The sequence below is a fragment of the Frigoribacterium sp. 2-23 genome (genome assembly GCF_049601585.1).
Classification (GTDB): Bacteria; Actinomycetota; Actinomycetes; order Actinomycetales; family Microbacteriaceae; genus Frigoribacterium.
In genome coordinates this window covers 362,783-382,624 of the sequence record NZ_CP187126.1, presented here as the reverse complement: position 1 = coordinate 382,624, position 19,842 = coordinate 362,783, and the positions used below count along the sequence as shown (strand labels likewise).

The 19,842-nt window shown below is 72.0% G+C and carries 20 protein-coding genes; 3 read left to right on the top strand and 17 right to left on the bottom strand.

Translation table 11 applies throughout. The features are described from left to right. The first annotated feature begins 360 nt into the window (after window positions 1-360). Window positions 361-1,620 carry a reverse transcriptase family protein gene (locus ACPEEZ_RS01820; RefSeq protein ID WP_423921977.1) on the top strand — a complete coding sequence of 420 codons (1,260 nt, stop codon included), beginning with the start codon at window positions 361-363 and terminating at the stop codon, window positions 1,618-1,620. 49 nt (window positions 1,621-1,669) lie between these two features. Here ACPEEZ_RS01820 and ACPEEZ_RS01815 read toward each other — a convergent pair whose 3' ends face one another. The 17 genes from ACPEEZ_RS01815 to ACPEEZ_RS01735 form a co-directional block, all read right to left on the bottom strand. Continuing rightward, window positions 1,670-2,842, bottom strand: coding sequence for a flagellar hook protein FlgE (locus ACPEEZ_RS01815; RefSeq protein WP_423921974.1), 1,173 nt, complete (start codon window positions 2,840-2,842; stop codon window positions 1,670-1,672). A 91-nt stretch (window positions 2,843-2,933) separates the two neighbouring features. Beyond that, window positions 2,934-3,374: a flagellar hook capping FlgD N-terminal domain-containing protein gene (locus ACPEEZ_RS01810; protein WP_423921971.1), complete on the bottom strand. Its 441-nt coding sequence runs from the start codon at window positions 3,372-3,374 to the stop codon at window positions 2,934-2,936. A gap of 12 nt (window positions 3,375-3,386) precedes the next feature. Beyond that, entirely contained in the window at window positions 3,387-4,013 is a 627-nt protein-coding gene (locus tag ACPEEZ_RS01805) for a flagellar hook-length control protein FliK (protein WP_423921968.1), read from the bottom strand. A 1,220-nt stretch (window positions 4,014-5,233) separates the two neighbouring features. Continuing rightward, window positions 5,234-6,010: a C40 family peptidase gene (locus ACPEEZ_RS01800; protein ID WP_423921966.1), complete on the bottom strand. Its 777-nt coding sequence runs from the start codon at window positions 6,008-6,010 to the stop codon at window positions 5,234-5,236. Next, a complete protein-coding gene (locus ACPEEZ_RS01795) occupies window positions 6,007-6,468 on the bottom strand; it encodes a flagellar export protein FliJ (protein ID WP_423921963.1) in 462 nt (153 codons plus the stop codon). Before ACPEEZ_RS01795 ends, ACPEEZ_RS01800 begins: the two co-directional genes overlap by 4 nt. Beyond that, complete coding sequence (locus ACPEEZ_RS01790) at window positions 6,468-7,817, bottom strand: FliI/YscN family ATPase (protein WP_423921961.1); 1,350 nt, start codon at window positions 7,815-7,817, stop codon at window positions 6,468-6,470. The genes ACPEEZ_RS01795 and ACPEEZ_RS01790 overlap by 1 nt, the downstream gene beginning before the upstream one ends. After that, window positions 7,814-8,737, bottom strand: a complete 924-nt coding sequence (locus tag ACPEEZ_RS01785) for a hypothetical protein (RefSeq protein WP_423921958.1) — start codon at window positions 8,735-8,737, stop codon at window positions 7,814-7,816. The genes ACPEEZ_RS01790 and ACPEEZ_RS01785 overlap by 4 nt, the downstream gene beginning before the upstream one ends. A gap of 373 nt (window positions 8,738-9,110) precedes the next feature. Beyond that, on the bottom strand, window positions 9,111-10,130 hold the full coding sequence (gene fliG, locus ACPEEZ_RS01780; protein ID WP_423924318.1) for a flagellar motor switch protein FliG: 1,020 nt from the start codon (window positions 10,128-10,130) through the stop codon (window positions 9,111-9,113). Between the two features lie 89 nt (window positions 10,131-10,219). Then, window positions 10,220-11,905 carry a flagellar basal-body MS-ring/collar protein FliF gene (gene fliF, locus ACPEEZ_RS01775; RefSeq protein ID WP_423921955.1) on the bottom strand — a complete coding sequence of 562 codons (1,686 nt, stop codon included), beginning with the start codon at window positions 11,903-11,905 and terminating at the stop codon, window positions 10,220-10,222. Beyond that, window positions 11,905-12,276 carry a flagellar hook-basal body complex protein FliE gene (fliE, locus tag ACPEEZ_RS01770; protein WP_423921952.1) on the bottom strand — a complete coding sequence of 124 codons (372 nt, stop codon included), beginning with the start codon at window positions 12,274-12,276 and terminating at the stop codon, window positions 11,905-11,907. The genes fliF and fliE overlap by 1 nt, the downstream gene beginning before the upstream one ends. Beyond that, on the bottom strand, window positions 12,276-12,668 hold the full coding sequence (locus ACPEEZ_RS01765) for a flagellar basal body rod protein FlgC (protein WP_423921949.1): 393 nt from the start codon (window positions 12,666-12,668) through the stop codon (window positions 12,276-12,278). Before ACPEEZ_RS01765 ends, fliE begins: the two co-directional genes overlap by 1 nt. Then, on the bottom strand, window positions 12,665-13,012 hold the full coding sequence (locus tag ACPEEZ_RS01760) for a flagellar basal body rod protein FlgB (RefSeq protein ID WP_423921947.1): 348 nt from the start codon (window positions 13,010-13,012) through the stop codon (window positions 12,665-12,667). Before ACPEEZ_RS01760 ends, ACPEEZ_RS01765 begins: the two co-directional genes overlap by 4 nt. Window positions 13,013-13,214: 202 nt before the next feature. Continuing rightward, window positions 13,215-13,607, bottom strand: a complete 393-nt coding sequence (locus ACPEEZ_RS01755) for a hypothetical protein (RefSeq protein ID WP_423921944.1) — start codon at window positions 13,605-13,607, stop codon at window positions 13,215-13,217. Continuing rightward, on the bottom strand, window positions 13,597-14,061 hold the full coding sequence (fliS, locus tag ACPEEZ_RS01750) for a flagellar export chaperone FliS (RefSeq protein ID WP_423921942.1): 465 nt from the start codon (window positions 14,059-14,061) through the stop codon (window positions 13,597-13,599). The genes ACPEEZ_RS01755 and fliS overlap by 11 nt, the downstream gene beginning before the upstream one ends. Then, complete coding sequence (gene fliD / locus ACPEEZ_RS01745) at window positions 14,061-15,449, bottom strand: flagellar filament capping protein FliD (RefSeq protein ID WP_423921939.1); 1,389 nt, start codon at window positions 15,447-15,449, stop codon at window positions 14,061-14,063. The genes fliS and fliD overlap by 1 nt, the downstream gene beginning before the upstream one ends. 195 nt (window positions 15,450-15,644) lie before the next feature. Then, the gene (locus tag ACPEEZ_RS01740) at window positions 15,645-16,508 is read right to left on the bottom strand and encodes a flagellin (RefSeq protein WP_423921936.1); all 864 of its coding nucleotides are present in this window, start codon (window positions 16,506-16,508) and stop codon (window positions 15,645-15,647) included. A 128-nt stretch (window positions 16,509-16,636) separates the two neighbouring features. Then, window positions 16,637-17,464 carry a sigma-70 family RNA polymerase sigma factor gene (locus tag ACPEEZ_RS01735; RefSeq protein ID WP_423921933.1) on the bottom strand — a complete coding sequence of 276 codons (828 nt, stop codon included), beginning with the start codon at window positions 17,462-17,464 and terminating at the stop codon, window positions 16,637-16,639. A 428-nt stretch (window positions 17,465-17,892) separates the two neighbouring features. Here ACPEEZ_RS01735 and ACPEEZ_RS01730 point away from each other — a divergent pair, with 428 nt between their 5' ends. Then, window positions 17,893-18,399 carry a flagellar protein FlgN gene (locus ACPEEZ_RS01730; RefSeq protein WP_423921930.1) on the top strand — a complete coding sequence of 169 codons (507 nt, stop codon included), beginning with the start codon at window positions 17,893-17,895 and terminating at the stop codon, window positions 18,397-18,399. Window positions 18,400-18,402: 3 nt separating this feature from the next. Then, complete coding sequence (gene flgK, locus ACPEEZ_RS01725) at window positions 18,403-19,827, top strand: flagellar hook-associated protein FlgK (RefSeq protein ID WP_423921928.1); 1,425 nt, start codon at window positions 18,403-18,405, stop codon at window positions 19,825-19,827. Window positions 19,828-19,842: the final 15 nt, after the last annotated feature.

The window sequence follows — 19,842 nt, the reverse complement described above, 5'->3', positions numbered from 1 at the left end:
TGACCGGGTGACGCGACGGGGGGACGAGGCGGCCGGCTCACGCGCTGAGCAGGCCTCTCCGGGGTTACCCCGGGGCACGCAGATCGACCACGGCACCGCTCCCCGAGCCGCCCACCGCGCTGCGCGCGGCCAGCGGCACGGACCGACGCACGAGTCGTCCTCCCGTCGCCGATCACCCGAGTCGGGCGGCCGGTCCTGAGGCCGCCGACGGGCAGGGCCGACGCCGTCGCCACGGGGCTCGCGGCCGCGCTGCTCGACGCGCCCGCCTGGCACGAGAGCGCGCTCGCGACCGCGATCGCCCGCGCCCTCGGCGACGAGCCCGCCCCGTGGCACCGCGGGCTCGCGCACGAGATCCGCCGCGTGTTCCCCCGGGTCCCGCAGAACGAGGCGCGGCTGCTCGCCGACGTCGTGCACGCGAGCGCCGCCCTGGGGCGGGGCCGGGCACGAGCCGCCGCGACGGGCCGCTCGCTGCGCATCGTGCACCCCGCGATCGTGACGGAGGAGGCGCGCTCGGCCGACCCGCGCCTCCTCGGCCTCGACGGGGTCGCCGACGTGGCACGCCTGCTCGGAGTCACCGTCGGCGAGCTCGACTGGTTCGCGGACCCGCGCGGCTGGAACACCCGCATCGCCCAGGGGGCCCTGCAGCATCACCGCTACGAGTGGCGACCCCGCCCCGGGCGCACTCCTCGGCTGCTCGAGGTGCCCGGCTTCCGGCTGCGGGACCTGCAGCGGGCCGTTCTCGATCGGGTGCTGTCGGCGGTGCCGCTGCATGACGCCGCCCACGGGTTCGTCCCGGGGCGCAGCGCGATCACGGGCGCCGGGCTGCACAGCGACTCCGAGGTGGTCATCGCGCTCGACCTCACGTCGTTCTTCGCGCACGTCACGGCCGGGCGGGTGTTCGGCGCGCTCCGCCGTGAGGGGCTGCCCGACGCCGTCGCCCACGTGCTGACCGGACTGTGCACGACGCGGGTGCCGGCCGCCGTGCTGTCGGCGATGCCGCCGGGCGGGTCCGTCGACGAACGCTTCGCATTACGGCGGGCACTGGCCGTCGCGCACGTCGCCCAGGGGGCGCCGACCTCGCCCGCGCTCGCGAACATCGCGACGAGGAGGCTCGACTCGCGACTCACGGGCTATGCCGCGGCCGCCGGGGCGACGTACACGCGCTACGCCGACGACCTCGCGTTCAGCGGCGGGACCGGGCTCGCGGCACGGGCGGACGCGTTCGTCCGCGGGGTCGGTCGGATCGTCGCGGACGAGGGGCACACGATCAACCCGCGCAAGACGCGCGTGCGAGGGGCGGCGACGCGGCAGACGGTCACCGGGGTCGTCGTGAACTCCGGGACGAACGTGACCCGCGCCTCCTACGACGAGCTCCGGGCTGTGCTGCACAATGCGGCCCGGACGGGGTTCGAGGCGCAGAACCGGCGCGGGGTGCCCGAGTTCCGGGCGCACCTGCTCGGGCGGATCGCCTGGGTCGAGGCGCTGAACCCGGCGCGCGGGCGGAGGCTGCGGGCGGCGTTCGCGGCTGCCGCTGCTGCCGGCGGGGCGGCGGCCGCCGGCGCTGCCGCGGCTGCAGCTGCCGGCGAGAAGAACCCCGTTGCGGAAGATGAACCCCGGTGAACAGGGGTTCTTCTTCCGCAACAGAGTTCGAGGCGGGGCCGGCGGGCGGCTAGCGCTTGAGGTTGGTGAGCTCCTGCAGCACCTCGTCGGACGTCGTGATGATGCGGGCGTTCGCCTGGAAGCCGCGCTGGGCGACGATCAGGTTGGTGAACTCCTGCGACAGGTCGACGTTCGACATCTCGAGGGTGCCGCTGGCGAGCGAGCCGACACCGGGCGAGCCGGGGATGCCGATGGTCGCGTTGCCCGAGTTCGCGGTCGCACGGTAACCCGAGGCGCCGGTCTTCTCGAGGCCGACCGGGTTGGCGAAGGTCGCGAGGGCGATCCGGCCGACGGCGAGCGACTCGCCGTTCGAGAACTGACCGACGAGCGTGCCGTCCTTCGAGAGCGAGAAGCCCTGCAGCGTGCCGGCCTCGCGACCGTTCTGGTCGGTGACCGAGACGGTGTTGAGCGTCGCGAACCCGGTGATCTTGGACAGATCGACCGTGACACCGCCGACGACGAGCGAGGCCGCGCCGGTCTGCTTGCCGTCGACGAACTGCAGCTGCGCCGAGCCGGGGGCACCGACGCCGTCGACTCCCGTGACGGACCAGTTGTCGCCGTTACGCGTGAACGACAGGGTGAGCGTGCGCTCCTTGCCGTAGGCGTCGTAGACCTTGGTGTCGCGCGTGAGGACGGAGCCGTCCGGGGTGTCGGACGGCAGGTTGCCCGCGACGTTCGCCGCGGTCGTGGCCGTGGCCGGTGCCGCACCGTTCAGGGGCAGCGTGATGTCGCCCACCGCGCCTCCGTCGTTGACGACGCCGTTGGTCGCCGAGTAGCCCTGGACGATCTTGCCGTCGGCCGAGACGAGGCGGCCGTCGGCGTCGAAGTCGAAGGCTCCGGCGCGGGTGTAGACGGTGTCGTTGCCGAGGCGGGTGATGAAGAAGCCGTCGCCCGAGATCATCAGGTCGGTCGCCTTGCCGGTCGCCTGCGCCGAACCCTGCGCGAAGTTCGTCGAGATGCCGGCGACCTGCACGCCGAGACCGATCTGCGCGGGGTTCGTGCCGCCGATGCCGGTCTGGGGGCCGCCCGCGCCCTGCGTCATCTGCGACAGCGTGTCCTGGAACTGCGTGGTCGAGCCCTTGAAGCCGGCCGTGTTGACGTTGGCGATGTTGTTGCCCGTGACGTCGAGCATCGTCTGGTGCGAGCGGAGGCCGGAGATTCCGGAGTAGAGCGAGCGGAGCATGGGAGCTGCCTTTCGATGGGTGTGTGGTGATGTCTGGGGTGCCGCTGCATGCACGCGGCGGGCCGGGGCGCAGCCGGGGAGGCGCGGCGGGCTAGGCGGGGGCGGGCGCGGTGATGCCCGAGATGAGATCCAACGCGACCTCCTTCCCGCCGACGGAGACCTTGGGCACGGAGTCGGTGAACGAGACGCTCGTCGCGACGCCGGTGACGTCCTTGCCGTCGGGGCCCGTGTAGCTGACCTGCTTGCCGACGAGGTTCGAGGCCGCGATGCGCATCTGCAGCGAGAAGTTCTCGTTCGCGGTCGTGGTCTGGTTGGTGACCTGCTCCATCATCGCGAGCTGGGTGGTCTGCGAGATCATCGCGTTGGTGTCCATCGGCGACGACGGGTCCTGGTTGCGCAGCTGCGTGACGAGGAGCTGCATGAACACCTCGCTGTCGAGGGTCTGCTTGGGCGTGCGCGTCGCCTTGTTGGCGGCGAGGGCCGCGGCCGTGGTGGCCGGGTCGACCGTGCCGGTGATTCCGTCGAGGGGCATCTGGCGTTCCGTTCAGGCGAGGACGTCGAGCGACGTCAGGAGGGACGAGGAGGCACGGTGCGGGTCGTGCAGGTCGTGCAGGTCGGTTTCCAGCTGGCCGGAGCCGGGCCGGCCGTCCGCGCCGGTGGCTCGGGCGACCCCGGATACCGGCGGCTCGGCCGGGCGCTGCGGCTGACCGTCGCCGGACGTCTGACCGGGCTCGCGTCCTCCGCGGGGATCGGACGGCTGGTTCTGCGAGGACAGGTCGACGCTCGCCTGCATCCCCTGCCCGCCGAGGTCGCGACGGAGGTCGGGCAGGATCGCCCGGACGGCGTCACGCCCGGCGTCGCTCGCGGCGAACATCTCGACGTGCATGCCGTGGGCTCCGACGTGGGCGCGGACCGTGACGGTACCGAGGGACTCGGGCGACACCGTGACGGTGACGACGTGCTGGCCGGGGCCGGCGGCAGCGAGTGAGAACAGCGGGCGGAAGAGTTGCTGCGCCAACGGGGGCTGTGCGTTGGCGGTGGCCGCACCGGACGGCGCTGCGGAGGCGGTCGTAAGGGGGGCCGCTGCCGCGGGGGCGGCGAGCGGGGTCGTGACCGGGGCCGGGGCCGGGTCCGGGTGCGCGGCCGGGTCGGTCGTCGCCGTCGCGGTCATCGTCTTGCCTGCTGTTGTCGTGCCGGCTGTCGTCGAGGAGGCGCGGGTGCCGTCTCCGAGGCCGGTCGCGGCCGCGAGCGCCGCGGGGTGGGTGGGAGCGGTGGCAGTGGTCGTGGTCGCGGTCGCGTTCGCGGCGGCTGGGGACGAAGGCGCTGCCTGAGGTGCTGTGGAGGAGTTGTCCGCCGAGGAGGGATTGTTTCCCGAATTCGCTAATGCGGTTTGAACCACAGAAGCGGGGTACGCCGTGTCGGCCCGCGCCGAAGCGAGCTGCGCCGAAGCGAGCTGCGCCGGACCGACCTGCGCGGAAGACGCAGCTGCTCCCGCGGTGCCGCTGGCAGTTCCTGTCGTTGAAACCGTAGGAGCGGACAGCCCGGCAGCAGATGCGTCGGTGGCTTCTGCGGTCTGAACCGTAGGAGCCGAAGCGTTACCGGGCGCGGGTACGGGCGCGGGCGACGTTGCGGAGGTGAGCGCGTCGACGCCAACACCAGCTGGGGCCGAAGCGAGCGGGGCCGGGTGAGAATTGGCTCCTGTGATGTGAACCGTAGGAGCGCCCGACGGGGGCGCCGATGACTCGAGGGCGGTGTTGGTCGCCGCCGATGCGGTGTTTCCGAGCCCGAACGCAGCACCGGTCGCCGCGCCTGCCGCGGACGAGAACGTGTCCGCGGAAGAGACCATGGTCGTGTCCGAATCCGCTCCTGCGGTTGGAACCGTAGGAGCGGATGTGGCTGCGGCTGCTGTTGCATTGGATACAGCTCCATCGGATACTGCGGCGCCAGCACCGGCGGCAGCCGGGTCCGGGGCAGCCGGGTCCGGGGCAGCCGGGTCCGGGGCAGCCCCGGGGGTTCCTGCGGTTTGAACCGTAGGAGCTTCTGCGGGAAGACGCCTGGACGAGCCGGCGCGCGCCTCCCGCAGTTCCTGACGGGCTACGGCCGAGTCCTGAGGGGCAGCAACCGAGTCCTGACGCGCAGCGGCCGAGTCCCGGTTTGCGGCCGGCGACAGGAGCCCGCCGCCGAGGCGGTGCTGACGATCGCCCCGACGGGCCGCATCACGAGCTGCATCACGAGCCGCGTCACGCGCCGCGTCCATCGCCGAACCGAAGTCCGACGACGACGACGCCAGGTCGGCCGCCCCCCGCGGCGTCGCGGACGAACGCGCTCCCTCGGCGGCAGCTCCCCCGGAGAACGGCACGGCCTGCCCGAACGGCAGGGTCGTCGAGACACTCACGAGATCGCTTCCGAGGACATGAGCTGCTTGAGCGCCGCGGTCATCATGTCGGTCTGCGACGACGCGCCGACCGAAGCACCCGCCGACGCGCCACCGACCGACGCGGTGCCCACGGAGGCCGACGCCGCGAGCGTCCCCGGCACGATGCGCCGGATCGTCGAGAGATCCGAGTCCTTGTACCAGTTGTCGACGATCTGCACGTCCTTGCCGGGTCTCGGCGCATGCAGGACCTTCCCGTCCCCGAGGTAGATCACGATGTGCCCCTGCCCCTTCGGGATGAGCAGATCGCCCGGCTTCGCCTCGGCCAGCGAGGGGACGGCGGCGCCCATCTTCGCCTGGTCCGGGACGACCCGCGGCATGCTGACACCGAGATCGGCGAACACCCGCTGCACGAGACCGGAGCAGTCCATCCCCGCCGCCGTCTCGCCCCCGAACACGTACGGCACACCGAGATACTTCTTCGCTCCGGCGACGACATCGGCACCCGAGGCCCCGCTGCCGGTCGCGACCGCGCCCTTCACGGCGTCGACCGACGGCGCCGTCGCCAGACCATCGGCAGCCAGCCCGCCAGCACCCAGACCAGACACCCCCGAAGCCGAGGAGGCACCGGTCACCCCGAGCGCCTGGGCGAACGCCGACGCGCTGGTCGCGTTCGTGCCCGCGCCGGCACCGGTCGCGGAGCCGGAACCGGCCAGCGACGACGTGCCACGCAGCTGCGCGATCGTGTTCTGGATGTCGTGGATTCTCGACAGGACGTCGCTCACGGGGCTCATGCCGCGCCTCCTGAGGGGTCGGGGTCGGGTGCCGAGGCGACCGGACGCGGGCGCCACGACGTCGTCGCGATCTCGTCGAGGGCGAGCTGCTCATCGCGGAGGTCGGCCGCAGCCTCGGCCTCGACGTGCTTCGCCTCGAGCTTCTCGAGACCGAGCGCGGCACGCCGGGCCTCGGTGAACGCGGCCTGCGCCTCGTCGGCCTCGGCACGACGCTTCTGCGCGACGGCATCGAGCTCGTGCAGCATGCCGCGGGTCGACGCCCGGGCTGCGGCGACGGCGCTCAGCATCGCGGCGTCGGTGATCTCGACCGGGCTCTCGTCGAGCGTGCGACGCGCGGCGAACCGGCGATCGGCCGCATCACGCAGGCGCTCGTTCGCGTCGGCCAGTCGACCGGCCGCCTGATCCTGCTGGGCGTGCCGCAGACGCAGGAGTCCGATCAGCGAGAACGGCCGGGCCATCAGGCACCCCCGAGCTTCTGGACGAGACCGGCGAGACGCTGCCAGGACTCGGCGGCGGGCGCGCGATCGTCCATGCCCTGCTGCAGAAAGGCATCGATCTCGCCCTGGTGGGTCACCGCGGCATCGACGAGCGGGTTCGTCCCGGGTTGGTAGGCGCCGACGTCGAGGAGGTCCTGCGCGGCACGACGCGCGGCCATGACGGTCCGCAGCATCCGCGCCGCCTCCCGCTGCGCCGGCGACGTCACCTTGCCCGCGACGCGGGACACCGAGCCGAGCGCGTCCACGGACGGGAAGTGCCCGGTCACGGCCAGCTTGCGATCGAGCACGACGTGCCCGTCGAGGATGCTCCGCGCGGCATCGGCGATCGGCTCGTTGTGGTCGTCGCCGTCGACGAGCACCGTGTACATGCCCGTCACGGAGCCGACCGTGTCGGTACCGGCCCGCTCGAGCAACCCGGCGAGCACGGAGAACGTCGACGGCGGATAGCCGCGGGTCGCCGGAGGCTCGCCGACGGACAGGCCGATCTCGCGCTGGGCCATGGCCACCCGGGTCAGGGAGTCCATCATCAGCATCACGTCGGCTCCGGCGTCGCGGAACGACTCCGCGATCCGCGTCGCGACGAAGGCCGCCCGGAGGCGCATCAGGGCCGGTTCGTCGCTGGTCGACACGATCACGATCGAGCGGGCGAGACCCTCGGGTCCGAGATCGTCCTCGAGGAACTCCCGCACCTCGCGGCCGCGCTCCCCCACGAGGGCGACGACGCTGACCTGCGCGTCGGTGCCGCGCGCGATCATCGACAGCAGGGACGACTTGCCGACGCCGGAGCCCGCGAACAGGCCGACGCGCTGCCCGCGACCGACGGCGGTCAGCGTGTCGAGGACGCGGACGCCGAGTTGCAGCGGGCTGTCGATCCGGGCGCGGTGCATCGCCGACGGGGTGTCGTGATCGAGTGTGACCAAGCGGACGGGGTCACGGCGTCCGTCGGAGCGGGACGCACCGACGAGAGGGCCCTTGCCGTCGATCGGACGGCCGAGCCCGTCGAGCACACGGCCGAAGAAACCCGAGCCGGTCGGCACGAGCAGCGGGCGACCCGTGCTGCGGGCCGGCGTACCCGCCGTGACACCGACGAGACGACCGAGCGGCATGCAGCGCAGACCGTCGGCACCGGTCGCGACGACCTCGGCGAGGGCTGCTCCGGGGCCGGTGCCGATCTCGAGCACATCGCCGACGGCGGCGTCGAGACCCGCGACGGCCAGTCCGAGACCGACGGCGCTCGTGACACGACCCACCCGCTGCGGACGGGCGGCCTCGCGAGCGGCCGAGAGGCGCTCGGCGAAGGCGACGCTCATGCGCGGGGTCCCAAGGCGGAGCCGGAGCCGGAGCCGGAGCCCGCGGTCGACGCCGCGCTCGTCGCGAGCGCCGCATCGTCCAGGAGCGCGGCCCGCGCCCGGGCGAACGCGGTGTCGAGGCGGGCGTCGACGATGCCGTTCGGCAGGTCGGCCTCGGCGTCGCCGCGAGCGAGGCCGGCGTCGGCGACGAGCGGGACGCCGACCGTCGCCACGATCTCAGGCGACAGCTGGGCGAGGTCGGCGGGGTGCAGGCGCACGGTCGCGACGATCTGCGCGTCGGCCCCGCGCAGGGCCCTCGCGAGTGCGGCGCGAGCGGTGCGGCCGGCCGCGCGCGCCTCCTCGGCTCCTGCCTCGTCAGGTCCAGCCTCCGAACGAGGTGTCGCGTCGGGTGCATGTCCCGGCGAGACATGCACCGGACGGGTCACATCGTTGGGCGAACCGACGGAGGCGGCCGACATCGCGAGCTCGTAGCCGAGCACGGACTCGGCGAGCTCGACCGCGACGGCGACCAGCGCCTCCTCGGCCTCGGCGAGCACGGGGGCGACGCGGGCCTGCAGCGCGCGAGCGGCGCTGTCGAGGGCAGCGATGGAGGCACGGGTCGCCTCCTCGAGGCCGGCCGCCCTGGCCGCGAAGTCGGCTTCGAGCGAGGCCCGACGGACGGCGAGCTCGGCGTCGGCCTGGCGGAGTCCGGCGGCGTAGCCCGCGGCGTGACCGCGAGCCTCGGCACGGGCGTCGGCGACGGCGCGGACGCTCGGCTCGGCACCGGTGGAGGACGGCGTGCTGCTGTGGGGCGGGACCGCCGCTCCCGATCGCGTCAGACTCGGGTACACGACGCGCGTGAAGTCCGCCGGAGCCGACGCGGGGGCGTCAGCGGGGGCGGCGGTCGCACCGTCGGGTGCGGCCAACACGGATTCGAGCATCACAAGCCGTTCAGCGGTTCGGGGTGAGGCGGCCGATCCGTGGCCGGAGGGGTGAGCGATCCGTGCTCATCAGCGACTGTCGGCCGGGGTGGGGGTGGCGTTAGCGCCGATCCCGAACGGGGGGCATGTCGTGCCGCCCGCCCCTCTCGCACTTTGCGACCATCCTGCGCGACGCGGCCCGCGCCTCCTGAATTGGTCGCAAAATTGCGACCAATCCGTCGCGACACGCGGCCTTTCGGGCGCCGGGACGGTCGCGAATTGCGAAACGGTCGCAAAGTGCGGAGGCGCGGGGCACGACGGCGCGAAACGGTCGCAAAGTGCGGAGGCGCGGGGCACGACGGCGCGAAACGGTCGCGAAGTGCGGCGAGCCCGGCTACTCGACGAGCGCGTCCTCGTCGGCGCGGTGCACGGTGATCGCGCCCATCGCCTCGAGCTCGCGGATCGCGCGGACGACCGACGCCCGCGCCTCCTCGACCTGCGACTTGCGCACCGGGCCGATCGCCGCGATCTCGTCGTCGAGCAGCTCGCGGTTGCGCTCGGACACGTTGCCGCGGATGACCTCGACGACGGCCGGGAGCGCGCCCTTCATCGCCGTCGCCAGCACCGACGCGTCGATGCCGCGCAGCACCTGCTGGATGTCGCGCGACTCGAGCTTGACGATGTCCTCGAACGTGAGCATGCGCGAGCGCACCTCCTCGGCGAGGGCCGGGTCGCGGGCGTCGAGCCCGTCGAGCAGGGCCCGCTCGGTCGCGCTGTCGCTGCGGTTGATGATCTCGACGAGCGGCTGGATGCCGCCCACGACCTCGACCTGCTCGCGGGGCGAGACGACGGCCCCGGCACGGACCTTGAGGGTCGTCGACACGATCCCGACCGACTCGGGCGTCGCCGTGCCCATCGTCGCGATCGCCTGGGCGACGTCGGTGCGGAGACCCACGTCGATGCCGGTCAGCACGGCCGACGCCTGCTGCGGCTTGAGGTGGGCGAGCACGAGCGCGATCGTCTGCGGCAGCTCGCCGTCGAGCAGGGTGATCACCTGGCCGGGGTCGGCCTCGTCCAAGAACTCGAACGACTTGCCCATCGCGTTCGAGGCGAGCCGCTCCATGACGCCGGCGGCCCGCTCGGAGCCGAACGACGCCTCGAGCAGCCCGACGGCGACGTCGTGCCCGCCGCGGCGCTGATACCGCCCGGTCACGCTCAGGTCGTGGAACTCGGCGACCGCCTCGTCCGCGACGGCCGGATCGACCCGACGGAGGCGCACGATCTCGGCCGTGATGTCCTCCGCCTCGGCCTCGGAGAACTGCTTCATGACGACGGCGGCCTTCGACTGGTCCATCTGCATGAGGATGACCGCGACCTTCTGCGCGCCGGTCAGGTCCTTGGCGGACGCAGGCAGACCCGAGCCGCCGAGGCCCCCGCCTCCCCCGGCGGACGAACCGCCGAAGCCGCCGATCCCGCCGGCGTTGAAGCCGGCCGCGAGCGCGGTCACAGCCCGGGCCTGTCGTCGAGCAGACCGCGCAGCAGCTCGGCCGTCTTCTCGGGGTCGCGCTCGGCCATCGCGTCGATCTCGGCGCGGCGGCGCTCGGCCGACACGTATTCGGGGTTCGGGGCGGGAGCCTCGACGGGCAGCACCTGCGTCGCCGTGTCGTCCCCGCCGAGCAGCGACCGGCGGGAGGCGGCACCCGCGTCGTCGAGGTTCAGCGGCATGGTCGCGTCCCAGGTCTGGGCGGCGTTCGCACTCGAGAGCTCGCCGAGGTCGAGGTCCTCGACGCTGTTGCGGCGGCTGCGACGGGCGAAGACGATCAACCCGACGATGATCGCGATCGCAATGGCCGACACGATGCCGACCGTGCGGATCGTGCCCCACATCGCCTCGCTCGCGGCAGCGGCGTCGGCGGCCTTGAGCGCGGCGGCCGCGTCGGCGGCACCGCTCTTGTCGAAGTCGACGAGCGCGACCTTGACGGCGTCGCCCCGGGTGAGGTCGATGCCGGCCGCGTTCGCGACGAGGTCCTGGATGCTCTGCATGTTGACGCCCGCAGCGGCCTTCGCGTCCAACGCGACGGACACGGTCTGGCGACTGACGCCTCCGGCGGGGATCGACATCGTCTCGGTCGTCTTGTCGACCGCATTGTTCTTCGTCGCCGACTCGTTCTTGTAGCCGTTGTCACCGGTGCCGGTTCCGGTGCCGTTCGCCGTCGCCGTGTTGTTCGGCACCGCGATGTTGTCGGGGCCGAGCACACCGGTGGCACCCGTGCCGCCGGCACCCGTGCCCGCGCCGTACTGCTCGGTGGTCGACGACTCGTTGAGCGCGAGCGGGCCGGACGTCGGCGCCGAGAACGACTCGGTGACCTTCGTGCCGCTCGCCTGGTCGACGTCGGCCGCCACGACGACGGAGGAGTTGCCCGCACCGACGACCTTGTCGAGCATCGCCTGCACCGACGACTGCACCTTCGACTCGTAGTCGCTCGACTGCGCGCCCGCGCCGCCGATCGCCCCGGTGCCGACCTGCGACAGCACGGCACCCGACGAGTCGGTGACCGCGACGTCGGTCGGCTTCATGCCCTCGACGGAGGCGCTGGTCAGGTTCACGATCGCCTGGACCTGCTTGTCGTCGAGGCTCGCACCGGCCTGGGTCTCGATGAAGACGGACGCGGTCGGGTCCTTCTCCTCCGCGACGAACACGGTCTTCTCGGGGATGGCGAGCTGCACGCTCGCGGTCTTGACCCCGTTCATCGCCTGGATCGTCTTGGCGAGCTCGCCCTCGATCGCGCGCTTGTAGGTGACGTTCTGCTGGAACTCCGACGACGTGACACCCATGGTGTCGAGCAGCGAGTAGCCGCCGCCCGAGTTCGTCGACGGCAGCCCGGCCGCCGCGGCCTTGAGTCGTTCGTCGTAGACGTTCGCCTCGGGTACGAGAATCGTCGCGCCTCCCGCCGTCAGCTCGTACGGCACGCCGTCGGTGCGCAGCTGCTCAACGATCGCGTTCGCGTCGGCCGGTGCGATGCCCGAGAACAGCGGGGTGTACGACGGCTTCGTCAGCCAGCTGGTGAGCGCGATCGCGCCGAGGATCACGGCCGCGAGCAGGATCACGGCGATCGTCCGCTGCGCGATCGTGAACGACTTGAGAGCCGCCGCCAGGCGCGCGAAGGTGTTCTGGATTGCGCTGGGCATCAGGCCTGCATCCTCATGATCTCGTTGAAGGCGTCGACGCCCTTGTTACGGACGGCGGCGACGAGCTCGAGCGTGACCTGCGCACGGGTGGCGGCGATGGTCGCGTCGTGGATGTCGGTCAGGTCACCGGTGACGGCCTTCACGGCCAGGGTCTTGGCATTGCTCTGCAGCTGCTGCAGGCCCTCGACGGCGCCGGCCATGCTGGCGCCGAACGTCGCGCCCGAACCGGTCGTGCCGGTCGTGCCCGCGACTCCCGACAGCCCCGCGGCACCGGAGGCCGAGGAGGCGCCGGTCAGGTCGCCGACACCGGCCGCGGTCGTCGGCAGGGTGGGCTGGACGGAGCCGATGGCCCCGATCGAGGAGAGGGGCATCAGCCGCGTCCGATCTGCAGTGCCGCTTCGTAGGCGGTCTTCGCCCGGTCGACCACCGCGGCGTTCGCCTGGTAGCCGCGCTGGGCCATGATGAGGTCGCCCATCTGGGCACCGAGGTCGATGTCGGGCATGCGGACATACCCCTCGGCGTCGGCGAGAGGGTGATCGGGTTGGTACGTGACCCGGCCGGCCGCGCTGCCGTAGCGGTCGGCCTTGACGAAGACGCCCGACGTGCCGGCGCCCTCCTGCACCTCGACGTAGCGCGCCTGGAAGGCGGTGTCGTCCATGCTCTTGACGGTGTTGACGTTGGCGATGTTGTCCGAGACGGCGTCGAGCCACTTGCGGTGCGCCGTGAGCCCGGTGCCGGCGATGCCGATCGCGTCGAAGGTCATGAGTTCGTCCTGAACGCGGCACGGACGGCGGTGAGCTCGCTGTTCATCGCCTGCGACGCGAACTGGTAGCGGAGCACCGTGTCGACGTTCGACAGCGTCTCGGTGTCGAGGTTGACGTTGTTGCCGTCGAGACGGGTCGGCTCGAGCGAGCGGGCCGTGGTCGCGCTGACCGCTCCGTCTCGCTGTCCGACCGACTTCGCCAGTGCCTCCTCGAACGACACCCGCTTGGCCTGGTACCCCGGCGTGTTGACGTTCGCGATGTTGTTCGCGATGGTCCTCTGGCGCAGCGAGAGGCCGTCGAGCGCGCTCTGCAGCGCGGCTTGCGTCACGGATTCGAGGGGCATCACGCCTTCTTCGCGGGTCAGGTGAGAGAGGGCCGATCCGTGGCCGGGGTGTGCGAGCGATCCGTGCTCACTGCGCTCTATCGGCCGGGTCGAGGCGCCGCGTTAGGGCGGGGTGCGCCGGGACGTGCCCCCTCTTCGGGGCGGCGGCAGGGCGGGGCGCCGGGCGGCGCTCGCCCGACGACGGGGCGCCGGGCGCCGGGCGCTAGCCGACGACGTCGAGGTAGACGGGGCGCTCGGGCTCGTGCGACCGCTCGACACGGCCGACGAAGCCGAGATGCTGCAGCACGCTGAGCCGCGCGGCCTCGAGCCGGGCGATCACGCCGCCCTGGCGTTCGACCAACGAGGAGGCACGGGTCGCCAGATCCGCCGGCAACGGTCCCAGCCCCGTGGGCGGCGTCCAGCGGCCCCCGGCGCCCATCGACCCGGTACCGGTCGACCCGGCGCCTATCGACCCGGCGTCCACGGCGAACGTCGGCACCCCGCCGGCCGCGGGCTCGGCGTCGGAGAGCGACGCGTCCGCCTCGGCGACCAGCGCCTCCAGCTCGTCGAGGGCGGCGCGCCAGGCGGCGTGGGTCTGCTCGGTCCTAGGCGACACCGAGTGCCGCCCCTCCGGTCGAGCCGCTCGCCTGCAACGACGCAGCGGCCTCGTGCCAGGCCTGGCGCAACGGCTCCAGCAGTCCGACGACCTCGCGGGTCACTGCGACGTCGCGGTGCACGTTGGCGTTGACCAGGGCCGTGGACGTGTACGTGTAGAGCGCGAGCAATCCCTCGCCCCCGTCCCAGACGTCGATCTTGAGCGACGACGACAGCTCGGCGATGATCGCCTGCGCGTGCAGCAGCTGCTCGGACGCGGCCTGCCAGTCGGCGGCGACCTGCGCGACCTCGGCTCGGGAGAGGTCGAGCATCAGCCGGTCGTAGAGCATCGTGACGAGCTGCACCGGCGTCGCCGACAAGACGGCGTCCTCGGTGTACTGCGCCCGCTGCCGCTGCACGACGGCGGAGGGCCCGGACGAGGCGGCGGCGAACGCCGCGAAAGCGGTGGCGTCCATCAGCTGCTGCTCGTCGACAGGCTGGCGAGCTGGCTGGTGATGTACTTCTGCTGGGCGGTCAGCGCGCTCAACGACGTCTCCAGGGCGGAGTAGGTCCGCTGCAGGCTGGCCCGGCGCGCGGTGAGGCGGTCGTCCCAGTTGCTGACCTGATCGTTCAGGTCCTTGACGACCGACTGCTGACCGGTGATCACACGGGTCAACGAGCCGTCGTACTTGTCGGAGGCGGTGGTCGACGTCGCGGCGACGCGCTCGGCGATCGCGCTCATCGTCGCCTGCACCCGGTCGGGGTCGGCGGCGAGCGCGGCGGCGAACTTTGACTCGTCGACGGCGAACTGGCCGGTCTTCGCGTCGATCGAGATGCCGATCGTGCTCGGCGAACGCCCGTCGATCGGGCTGAGGACGGCGTCCGTGAGCTTCTGCGTGAGATCGCGCGTGGTCGCGTTGCCGCCGAACACGCCCGCGGTGACCGTCGTGGTGCCGGTCGAGGTCGTCGACGAGGTCGACGCGCTCTTCGAACTGATCAGACCGAGCGCCGCGTTGACCCCGGCGATCAGGTCCGTCGCGACCTTGGTCGTCGCCGTATTGTCGCGCGTGATCGCGAGATGGACGGGGTCGGTCGTCACGGCCGAGACCGTGACCGAGACACCGGGCAGCAGATCGGTGAACGTGTTGCTGCCGCTCGTGACGACCTGCTCGGCCGAGGTGCCGGCCCAGAGCGTGATCGAGGCGTCGCGTGCCTGCGAGATCACGGCGGCGCCGGGCTGCGTCAGCAGATCGGGAGCGGTGCCGGCGTCGACGTCGGCCTTCGAGCCGCGGTAGACGTCGAATCCACCGTCGGCCCCCGTCGTCGCACTGGTCAGCTGGAGGCGATACTGCACGACACCCGACGCGTCCTTGCCCGACGCGACCTTGACGGCCGAGACACCGGACTTCGACGCGTTGACGGCCTTGACGACGTCGTCGAGCGACGAGGAGGCGGCGGTCACCTCGGTCGTCGTGCCCGACGCCGAGACGAACGTGAGGGTGGCGGGCGAGTCGGGCCACGCGGTCATCGCCGCGGTGACGGCGGTCTTGGCCGAGGCGGTGGCGCCGACGACGACGTCGAGCGAGCCCGCGACGGCTCCGGAGGCGGTGGTCACCTTCACGGCGGCCGAGCTGCTGGTCGACGTGAACAGCGAGAGCGAACCGGGCTTGGCGACGGTCGCCGCCTGCGTGGCGAGGTCGGCGATCCTGCTGTTGAGACCCTGCAAGGCCGCGATCAGGGCCTGCCCGGCGGTCGCCTTGTTCTTGAGGATCGTCTGCGGCACGGCCTCCGACTTCATCAGCGTGTTGATGAGCGTGGTCGTGTCGAGCCCGCTGACGAGACCGTCGATGCCGAGCGAGGCCATCTGGTGCTCCTGTCGAGGTGTCGGTGCGGGTGCGGTGGGTGATGCAGATCGAAGATCGGGGGGGGTGACGAAGAATGGTCGAGACCGGATGGCGCGGGGTCGCAGGATCAGATGCGCCCCGCGACCACCCGGCCTCGACCGTGGTGGTGCCGTGTCAGGCCCGCGCTGGGATCGCGGGCCATCGCTCAGCTAGGACTAGCGGAGCAGCGACAGCACGCCCTGGGTGCTCTGGTTCGCCTGGGCCAGCATCGCGGTGCCGGCCTGGCTGAGCACGTTCGAACGGGTGTACTTGACCATCTCTTCGGCCATGTCCACGTCGCGGATGCGCGACTGAGCCGCCGTGAGGTTCTCCTTCGCGACGTTCGTCGACGCGATGGAGTGCTCGAAGCGGTTCTGCACGGCACCCAGCTCGGAACGAGCCGACGAGACGGCCTTGATCTGGTCGTCGATGCCCTTGATCGCCAGCAGGGCGTCCGCCGCCGAGCCGAGACCCGCAGCCGGCGTGGCCGGGTCCGAGACGTGAGCCGCGATGGCGTCGATGGCCGTGCCGACGGCGAGGACGCTCGTGAGCTTCACGTCGATCTGGTCGTTGGCCGCGGTGGAGCCGGCGCCGACCTGGAAGGTCAGCGTCTTGTCCGCCGTGTCGAGCAGGTTGATGCCGTTGAAGTTCGTCGAGTTGCCGATTCGGGTGAGTTCCTTCGACAGCGCCGTGACCTCGGTGCCGATGGCGGTGCGGGCGTCGGCGTTGTTCGAGTCGTTACCGGCCTGGACAGCGAGGTCGCGCACACGCTGCAGGATGGAGTGGACCTCCGTCAGCGCACCTTCAGCGGTCTGGACGACCGAGATGCCGTCCTGGGCGTTACGAGCGGCCACCGTGAGTCCGCCGACCTGCGAGCGCAGGCCCTCGGAGATCGCGAGACCTGCTGCGTCGTCAGCGGCACGGTTGATGCGAAGACCGCTGGAGAGCTTCTCGAGGCTCTTCGACAGGTCGTTCTGCGTGCTGTTGAGGTTGCGGTAGGTGTTGTTGGCCGCGAGGTTGGTGTTGATCTGCATACCCATGGTGTTCTCCTCCGTGACTGGGTGGTGTTCGTCTGCCCGTCCGTGGGCTGACGTGTGTTGCTATCGGCATCCGCGACGGTCGCGTTAGCGATTCGCGGAAGATTTTTCGGCCGGTCAGCAGGTGCGGGTCAGCCGGCTCGGCTGACGCTGCTCTGCTCCGGGTCCCGCATCGCGCGGGCGATGCCGACGGCGGCGTTCGTGGCGACGCGCGACAGGTAGGCGCTGCGGCGGGCCGGTGCCGTCTTCGAGACCGGTACGTACTCGGCGGCGGCCCGCTCGTCGTCGGCGTAGTGCGACTCGAGCGCGTCACGGAGCAGGCGCACCGCCTCCGTCCGCTGCTGCGACACGGCCGAGTGCGTGATGCCGAGCTCGTCCGCGATCTCGCTGACCGTGCGGTCGCCGAAGTAGACGCCCTGGACGATGTAGCGCATGCGCTCGGGCAGCGCCTCGACGGCGGCCGCCACGTAACGGCTGCGCTCGGAGACGAGCACGTTCTCCTCCGGCAGCGGCAGGTCGGCCGCGAGGTGGTCGGCGACGGTCTCGTCGAGGGAGGCGACCGTGCGAGCGGCGTCCTGCAGAGCCGAGGAGGCGGTGGCCCGGTCGACGCCGAGGGCACCGGCGATCTCGTCCACGCTGGGCGTGCGGCCGAGCGTCGCCGCGAGCGTGTCCTGCACGGCCAGGGTCTCCTTGATGCGCTTGCGCGTGCCGCGGCTGGCCCAGTCGCCGGCACGCATGTCGTCGGCGAACGCGCCGACGATGCGGGTGCGGGCGTAGGCGCCGAACGGGATGCCGAGCGTGGGGTCGAACGCGTCGGCGGCCTGGACGAGCGCGACGGCGCCGACGGACGCGAGGTCGTCCCGCGACAGGTGCGTGGCACGGGCGCAGACTTCGGCGACGAGATAGCCGACCAACGGCAGATTCTCGACGACCAGAGCGTTTCGCTCGGTGCGGTTCATGTGGTCCCCCTGCTTGTCGTGCCTACCCTGACGTGGCCGGACGGTGGCGCGCGTGATGATCGGGACGCGCCGATTCGTGGCAGCACGGACAGCCCTCGGCGAGGGCTGCGACGAATGCTGTCGCGATGCCGAGGAGTTCGGGATTCTCTCTCGACACCGTCAACGCTATCGGCCCGGGGAGGGGCGTCGACAGGCCGCGCTGTCCCCAGTGCGGGGGAACACGGGTCGCGTCTTCGGGGGACACGGGAGGCACCCCGTCCCCCGAATTGGGTGACCAGGGGCCTGTCGTCGGACACCCCGGACGCGCTATGCGGCGGCGGCGGTCGCCACCTCGGGGAGTCCCCCTAACGTCCGACCGTCGTCGGCCGATAGTCAGCGTCGACCCGAACACGTCGGGACCCGCATCACGACCCGACCGAGGAGGCACCATGGGCGCGAACGAATTGTCCGCACTTCTATGGCGCGAACGAGAGCTGCTCGAGCTCTTGACCTTCAAGCTCGAAGTGGAGCAGCTGCTCCTCACGGCCGGACGCACACGCTGGATCGACCATGCGACCCGCGAGGTCGAGCAGGTGCTCGACCGTCTCCGTGCAGCCGGGCTCGAGCGCACCGTCGAGGTCGCCGCCGTCGCCGTCGAGTGGGGCACGGACGAGCAGGCCCCGCTCCGCGAGATCATCGAATCGGCGCCGAGCGGCCCCTGGGGCGAGATCTTCACGGCGCACCTGCGCGCGATGACCGAGCTCACCGTCCGCATCAAGCAGCTCCGCGACGAGAACGAGCGCTTCCTCCGCGCGGCATCCCGAGCCACGCAAGAGACCCTGGCGTCGCTCGGCACCGGCGAGGCGACCGGCGATCTGTACGACGCGCAGGGCGCGACCGGGGCGAACGGCTCGACCCGCGCCTCCGGCGGGCACCTGTTCGACGGGAGGCTCTGACCCGTGGGCAGCACGTTCGGCGGTCTCAGCACCGCGTACTCCGGCCTGATGGCCGCGCGCACCGGCATCGACGTGACCGGGCAGAACATCGTGAACGTGACGACCGAGGGCTACACGCGACAGCGCGTCACGACGTCCTCGGTCGAGGCCCCGACTCGCGCCGGCCTGTTCAGCGCCGGTGTCGGAGCCGGTCAGGGGGTGTCGGTCGACGCGATCGCGCGACTCGGCAACCTGCAGCTCGACGGCCAGGTACGTGCCGCGGCCTCGGCGTCGGGGTACCAGACGGTCCGCGCCTCCGGGCTGGCATCGCTCGAGGCATCGCTCAACGAGCCGAAGACGACCGGTCTCGGCGCCCAGCTCGACAAGTTCTGGGCGGCCTGGCAGTCGCTCTCGAACAACCCGTCCGAGCCGGCCGCGGGCTCGGTGCTGCTCGGCCAGGCGTCGACCGTCGCGACGACCATCGCCTCGGGCTACCGGGCCGTCGACGACCAGTGGACCTCGCTGCGCCAGGGTGTCGACGGTCTCGCCGGGCAGCTCAACAGCGCCGCCACCCAGGTCGCCGACCTGAACGACCGCATCCGCACGGCCCTGCAGGCCGGCGGCAGCGCCAACGAGCTGATCGACCAGCGCTCCCGCCTCACCGAGACCATCGCGACCCTGGCCGGAGGCACGGTGCGCGAGAACAAGGACGGCACGGTCGACGTGTTGGTCGGCGGCAACCAGCTCGTGGCCGGCACCAGCGCGCGCAGCGTGGCGGTCGTCGGCGAGTACCGCCTGGGCTCGGCGACGGCGGGGGTGCACCTCGAATGGTCGCACCGCCCCGGCGACCCGATCGCCCTCGACGGCGGCAGCATCGCCGGCTCGCTCTCGCTGCTCGGCCCGGCGACGGCCGCCGGCACGGGAGGCGCGTTGGCCGAGGCCGCCGCGTCCTACGACGCGCTCGCGACCCAGCTGGCCACGCAGGTGAACGCCGTGCACAGCACGGGCAACCGGGCGGACGGCACGAGCGGCCACGCGTTCTTCGGGCAGAAGGCCGGCGTCCCCGCCGCGCTCGGCCTCGTCGTCCTGCCGACGAGCGTCGGCGAGATCGCGTCGGCGGCCCCCGGCTCGGGCGCACTCGACGGCGGCATCGCCGGAGCGATCTCGCAGGTCGGCACCGGCACGGGCTCGCCCGACCGCACCTGGGCCTCGATCGTCAGCGGCATCGGCGCCGCCGCGAAGACGGAGGACGACCAGGCGACCCTCACGCGACTGGCATCCACGGCGGCCACGTCGCGCCAGCAGTCGTCCGCCGGTGTCAGCCTGGACGAGGAGAACGTCAACCTGATGAGCTACCAGCACGCCTATCAGGGCGCCGCGCGCGTCATGACGGCGATCGACGAGATGCTCGACACACTGATCAACGGCATGGGCCGAGTAGGACGGTAGCGACGATGATCACCC